This window comes from Achromobacter agilis, assembly GCF_900496965.1.
GTDB lineage: Bacteria > Pseudomonadota > Gammaproteobacteria > Burkholderiales > Burkholderiaceae_B > Achromobacter > Achromobacter agilis.
Genome location: NZ_UFQB01000015.1, coordinates 147,095 through 153,545 on the forward strand (window position 1 = coordinate 147,095; position 6,451 = coordinate 153,545).

Here is a 6,451-nt window from a genome sequence, read left to right on the forward strand (position 1 = left end):
GCCGTGAAACTCATCGTCGTGGCCGTGGGCACGCGGATGCCGGATTGGGTGCAGACCGCCTGGGACGACTACGCCAAGCGCCTGCCGGCCGATTGCGCGCTGGAACTGCGCGAGATCAAGCCCGAACCCCGCACCACCGGCAAGACGCCCGCGCAGATGATGGCGGCGGAAGCCAAGCGCATAGAAGCCGCGCTGCCCGCCAGCGCCCTGCGCCTGGCGCTGGACGAACGCGGCCGCGACCTCACCACCATGGCGCTGTCGCAAAAACTCGAACAATGGCGGGCAGGCGGACAGGACGTCGCCTTTCTCGTCGGCGGCCCCGACGGCCTGGATGCCGACCTGAAAGCGTCCTGCAGCGGGCAGCTGCGGCTGTCTTCCCTGACCCTGCCGCACCCCATGGTCCGCGTGGTGCTGGCCGAACAGCTCTACCGCGCCTGGGCCATCATGACCAATCATCCCTATCACCGCGCCTAGGCCGCACCTGGCCTCTGGCCGGGCGGGCGCCTTTTCCGACTACGCATGACCGACACTGCCGCCACCCAAGCCTCTCCCGCGCATCTGTACCTCGCCTCGGCCAGCCCGAGGCGGCGCGAACTGCTGACCCAGATCGGCCTGGCCCACGAAGTCCTGCTCGTGCCCGCCCCGCCCGGCGAGGACGAACCCCAGCACCCGGGCGAAAGCGCCGCCGACTATGTCCAGCGCACCGCGCGGGACAAGGCGCTTCGCGGACGCGACTGGATGCGCGATCGCGACCTGCCGCGCCTGCCCCTGCTGGCCGCGGACACGACCGTCATCCTGGCGGGCCTGGTCCTGGGCAAGCCCGTGGACCGGGACGACGCCGCGCGGATCCTGCGCACGCTGTCCGGCGCCGCGCACGAAGTGCGCACCGCCGTCGCCGTCTGGACCGGCGACCAGCTGCTCGAGGCCGTTTCCATTACCGAAGTCCGCATGCGTGCGCTCACGGACGACGAGATCGGCCGCTATTGCGACAGCGGCGAGCCGTTCGGCAAGGCCGGCGCCTATGGCATCCAGGGCCTTGCGGGCGCCTTCATTTCGCACATCGCCGGCAGCTACACGGGCGTGATGGGGCTGCCCGTGTTCGAAACCGCCAACCTGCTGCGCGCGGCGGGCATCCAGGTTCCCTGAACCGTCGCCCTCCGCGCCATGAAAAAATCCCCCGAGGACTCACGGCTCGGGGGATTTTTCTTGTTATACGGCCATTCAGCCCTGGCGCACCGGTTCACCCAGGATGATTTGCGGCTCGGCTGCGGCAACGGCCGGCGCAACCTCGCCTTCCAGCGCGGCATGCAACTGCTCCTGGTCCAGTTCGCCTTCCCAGCGCGCAACAACCACCGCGGCGGTCGCGTTGCCGACCAGGTTGGTCAGGGCGCGGCACTCCGACATGAAGCGGTCGACGCCCAGAATCAGCGCCATGCCAGCGACGGGCACCGAAGGCACCACCGACAAAGTGGCGGCCAGCGTAATGAATCCCGCGCCCGTCACGCCCGCCGCGCCCTTGGAACTCAGCATCGCAACGAGCAGCAGCAGGATCTGATCGCCCAGCGACAGCGGGATATCGCAAGCCTGCGCGATGAATAGCGCGGCCATCGTCATGTAGATGTTCGTGCCGTCCAGGTTGAACGAATAGCCCGTGGGAACCACCAGGCCCACCACGGACTTCGAGCATCCGGCGCGTTCCATTTTCTGCATCAGGGTAGGCAGCGCCGCTTCCGACGAACTCGTGCCCAGCACCAGCAGCAATTCCTCGCGGATGTAGCGGACCAGCTTCAGGATCGAAAAACCGTTGTAGCGGGCAACCAGTCCCAGCACGACGACCACGAACAGAACGGACGTGGCGTAGAACGTGCCTACCAGCATGGCAAGATTGACGACGGACTTGATGCCGTACTTGCCGATGGTGAATGCCATGGCGCCGAAGGCGCCGATGGGCGCGGCCTTCATCAGAATGGCGACGAGCTTGAAGATCGGCTGGGCCAGCGCCGTCATGAACGTCAGTATCGGCTTGCCGCGTTCGCCCACGATGGCGAGCGAAATGCCGAACAGCACGGCCACGAACAGCACCTGCAGGATGTCGCCACCCACGAAAGGACTGAAGATGGTCGTGGGAATCACGTTCATCAGGAAGCCGGTGATGGTCGAGTCATGCGCCTTGGCCACATAGCCCGACACCGCCTTCTCGTCCAGGGTCCTGGGATCGATGTGCATGCCGGCGCCGGGCTGGACGATATGGCTGACGATCATGCCCACGATCAGCGCGAATGTGGAGAAGATCAGGAAGTACAGCATGGCCTTGCCCGCAACCCGGCCGACCTTCTTCAGGTCGCTCATGGCGGCGATGCCCGTGGCCACGGTCAGGAAGATCACCGGCGCGATGATCATTTTCACCAGCTTGATGAAGGCATCGCCCAGCGGCTGCATCTGCTGGCCGAGCTCCGGCTTCAGGGCACCCAAGACGATTCCGACCACAATGGCGAAAATCACCTGCACATAAAGGATTTGATAGAACTTGAGCTTGCGCGCGGGCGCGACTTGATCCACGTCGATCATTGGGATTTGTCCCCACCAAGGCCCCTTGCTCCGGGCGGCGTTGCGCGACGGGCGACGGGGCGTTATCTGTTTTATGGCCATGCGCCACTGCCGCAGGCCAATGTCACCGCGCGGAGGCGCCACGCGGCTTGCCCATCCTTATGCAAGACCTGTGCCAACCCTATCCAGCCCCGAAAGCAGAGTTCAAGCCATTGATTAATAATGGATTTACTATTTTCCAGGCATGCGAGACCTCGCAGGAAAGGCGAAAATCCGCACAAAAAAGATATAGAATGTGCGAAAACTCGCACACATCATGTCCCACCCCGCTTCTCCCCCGCCCCGGACTTCCCATGTCCGTGAGCCAACGGTCCTGCCAGGCGCAAAGCGGCGCACGCTCGCCTGGCCCTGGCGCGTGGCGGGGATCGTGCTGGGCGTGGCCATCGTGGCCGGCGTTCTGCATGCCGCCACCCTTTGGGCGCGCGACGGCGCACTGAAGAACGCGGCGGCGCAAGCCCGCAGCGCGGCCCAGGTCAACGCTGCCCTGCTGCGCAACAACCTCGATAAATTCAGGGCGCTGCCCTTCGTCCTCACCCGCGACGTCGACGTGCGCGCCGCGCTGCAAACTCCTGCGCCCGGGCAGATCGCATCCCTCGACGAAAAGCTCGACACGCTCAGCCGCGGCGTCGGGGCCTCCGCGATCTACGTGCTGGACAAGAAGGGTTTTGCGATCGCCGCCAGCAACTGGCGGGAACCCGCCACCTTCGTCGGCGTGGACTACCAGTTCCGCCCCTACTTCCAGGGATCGGTCGCCCATGGCTCGGCCGAGCACTTCGCCCTGGGCACGGTCAGCCACGAGGCCGGGCTGTACCTGTCGCGGCGGGTGGACGACGTCGGCGGCGCGATGCTGGGCGTCGTCGTGCTGAAAGTGGATTTCCGCGACCTGGAGGCGGACTGGCGCCAGTCCAACGCACCCATTTTCGTCACCGACCAGCACGGCGTGGTCCTGCTGGGCAGCATCGCCGCCTGGCGCTTCGACGTGCTGGCGCCGCTGACGCCCGCCCTGGCCCAGACGCTGCGCACCAGCCTGCAATTCGGCGATGCCCTCTTCCAGCCGCTGCCCCTGCAACCGCCGCTGCAGGCGGTCAGCACCGGCCAACTGGTCCGGCCCGACACCGCCCTGCCCCAGATACCCGCCGGCGCTCCCCTCTTGCACACGACGCTGCCCATCGTGGAATCGCCCGGCTGGACGCTGCATTTGCTGTCGCCCGTGCAGTCGGCCATCAACCAGGCGACAGCGAATGCACAGCTGGGCGCGCTGCTGGCGCTGCTCGCGTTGGCCGCACTCATCAGCATCATCCTGCTGCGCCGCCATCGCCAGCGCGAACGCGCAAACCAGCAGGCCGCCATCCACGAACAGCTGACTGCCCTGGTCGATGAACGCACCTCGCAATTGCTCCAGGTCAACGAACAGCTCGTCGACGAAATGGACGAACGCCAACGCACCGCAGCCCGCCTGCACAGCATGCAGGAAGAATTGGTCCAGGCCAGCAAGCTTGCCCTGGTGGGCCAGGTCGCGGCGGGCGTCGCCCACGAGATCAATCAGCCGGTGGCCGCGATACGCGCCTACGCCGACAACGCCGCGGAATTCCTGCGGCGGCACGACGACGGCTCCGCGCAGGAAAACCTGGGCACCATCGCCGCGCTCACCGAGCGCATCGGCCACATCACCGGCGAACTCCGGGCGTTTTCGCGCAAGGCCGGGGCGTCGGTGGGGCCGACCAGCCTGAAGGACTGCCTGGAAGGCGCCTTGCTGCTGCTGGGCCCCCGCGCCCGGCGCCAGGGCGTCGCCCTGCAACGTCCGCCGGAAGAGCAGAACGTCCTGGTGCAGGCCAATCGCATCCGGTTGGAACAGGTGCTGGTCAATCTGCTGCAAAACGCCCTGGAAGCCCTGGAAGGCCGGCTGGACGGGCGCATCGCCGTAACGCTGCAGGACCACGGCGACACCGTCCGGATCCTGGTCAGCGACAACGGCCCGGGCCTGTCGGCGCAAGCCCGTGCCCGTCTGTTCACCCCCTTTCATACCACCAAGCCGGAAGGGCTGGGCCTGGGCCTGGTCATCTGCCGCGACATCGTCGCCGAGTTCGGCGGCGAACTCGACGTGGCGCGCCCCGCCGATGGCGCTTCCGACCCGCACGCGCCAGCAAGCGGCGCCCTCTTCATCCTGACCTTGCGCAAGGCGCCAGGCCAGGACATCGCTTCGAGCCTACCCCATGACCCGAGCCTCTGAATTTCCGCTTTCCGCGCCTGAGCCGGCCGACGATCGCCTTCGCCAGCCGTTCCAGCCCCACGCCGTGTTCATCGACGACGACGAGGAACTGCGCCGCGCCAATGCCCAGACGCTCAAGCTGCACGGAATTTCTGTGGATGCGCACGACAGCGCGCGTTCCGCATTGCCCGCGCTGACTCGCGCATTCGACGGCGTGGTCGTGAGCGACATCCGCATGCCCGACATCGACGGCCTGCAGCTGTTCCGCCGCGTGCGCGACATCGATCCCGACATTCCCGTCATCCTCATCACCGGCCACGGAGACATCGCGACCGCCGTGCAATGCATGCAAGACGGCGCCTACGATTTCCTGGCCAAACCCTACGCGGCCGACAGGCTGATCACAGCGATCACGCATGCCGCGGAAAAGCGCCATCTGGTGCTGGAAAATCGCCGCCTGCGCGAGGCCGCGTTCGCGGTGGAGGCCGACGAAGTCCCTTTCATCGGCGCAACCCCTGCCATGCAGCGCATCAAGCAGACGCTGCGCCATATCGCGGACGCGGATGTGGACGTGCTGGTCGAAGGCGAAACCGGGACGGGCAAAGAGGTCGTGGCCACGGCGCTGCATCGCCTGAGCCGCCGCCGCGACCGGCCGCTCGTCGCGATCAACTGCGGAGCCCTGCCTGAAAGCGTCATCGAAAGCGAACTCTTCGGCCATGAAGCGGGCGCGTTCACCGGCGCGCAAAAGAAGCGTATCGGACGCATCGAACATGCAAGCGGCGGCACGCTCTTCCTGGACGAGATAGAAAGCATGCCCCTGGCCGTTCAGGTGAAGCTGCTGCGTGTGCTCGAATCACGCCAGATCACGCCCTTGGGCAGCAACGACGTGCGCAATCTGGATCTACGCGTGGTCGCCGCCACCAAGGAAGACCTGGGCAGCCCCGCCATACGGGCAAAGTTCCGCGAAGACCTGTTCTACCGGCTCAATGTGGTCACCATCCGCATCCCGCCCCTGCGCGAGCGCCGGGAAGACATCCCGCTGTTGTTCGCCCATTATCTCGGCCATGCGTCACGACGCTTTCAACGCGACATTCCCGAAATGCCGGCCGCCATCAAGCAATATGTAATGACGCACGATTGGCCTGGCAACGTACGCGAACTCGCGCATTTCGCCGAACGGGTAGTCCTTGGCGTGCTGAATGCGCCAGTGCCCGACACAGCCGCGGTTTCCGCCAGCACGCAAAGCCTGCCGGAACGGATGGAGCGTTTCGAGGCGCAGCTCATCCGTGAAACGCTCGAAGCGCACCGGGGCGACATCAAGGCCACCCTCGAATCGCTGGGGATTCCTCGCAAGACCTTCTACGACAAGCTGCAGCGGCACGGAATCGATCGCCAACAGTACATGCCGCAATAGGCCGGGCCGCCGCCAGCGTTATGGCGCGCCCAAAACAAAACCCCTCGTCGATAATCCGGCGAGGGGTTTTTTGCATGGGGCCGCGCGCGCATGGCGGCGCCCCAAAGACAAAACCCCACAGGGTGTACCTGTGGGGTTTTGCGGAATAAAAGCCTGACGATGACCTACTTTCACAGACGTCCGTCCACTATCATCGGCGCAAAGTCGTTTCACTGTCCTGT

General features: G+C 65.7%; 5 protein-coding genes. 4 read left to right on the forward strand and 1 reads right to left on the reverse strand.

Annotated elements, in window-relative coordinates; genetic code table 11:
- Positions 1-3: 3 nt before the first annotated feature.
- Positions 4-474, forward strand: a complete 471-nt coding sequence (rlmH, locus tag AGI3411_RS18260; protein WP_059378867.1) for a 23S rRNA (pseudouridine(1915)-N(3))-methyltransferase RlmH — start codon at positions 4-6, stop codon at positions 472-474.
- A gap of 45 nt (positions 475-519) precedes the next feature.
- Positions 520-1,146, forward strand: a complete 627-nt coding sequence (locus AGI3411_RS18265; RefSeq protein WP_129528765.1) for a Maf family protein — start codon at positions 520-522, stop codon at positions 1,144-1,146.
- Between the two features lie 75 nt (positions 1,147-1,221).
- Here the strand turns inward: AGI3411_RS18265 and AGI3411_RS18270 are convergent, their stop codons facing one another.
- Positions 1,222-2,568, reverse strand: a complete 1,347-nt coding sequence (locus AGI3411_RS18270) for a dicarboxylate/amino acid:cation symporter (protein ID WP_129528766.1) — start codon at positions 2,566-2,568, stop codon at positions 1,222-1,224.
- A 295-nt stretch (positions 2,569-2,863) separates the two neighbouring features.
- Here AGI3411_RS18270 and AGI3411_RS18275 point away from each other — a divergent pair, with 295 nt between their 5' ends.
- Positions 2,864-4,837, forward strand: a complete 1,974-nt coding sequence (locus tag AGI3411_RS18275; protein ID WP_129528767.1) for a sensor histidine kinase — start codon at positions 2,864-2,866, stop codon at positions 4,835-4,837.
- Positions 4,821-6,230, forward strand: coding sequence for a sigma-54-dependent transcriptional regulator (locus tag AGI3411_RS18280; protein ID WP_244240385.1), 1,410 nt, complete (start codon positions 4,821-4,823; stop codon positions 6,228-6,230). Before AGI3411_RS18275 ends, AGI3411_RS18280 begins: the two co-directional genes overlap by 17 nt.
- The last annotated feature ends 221 nt before the right edge of the window (positions 6,231-6,451 follow it).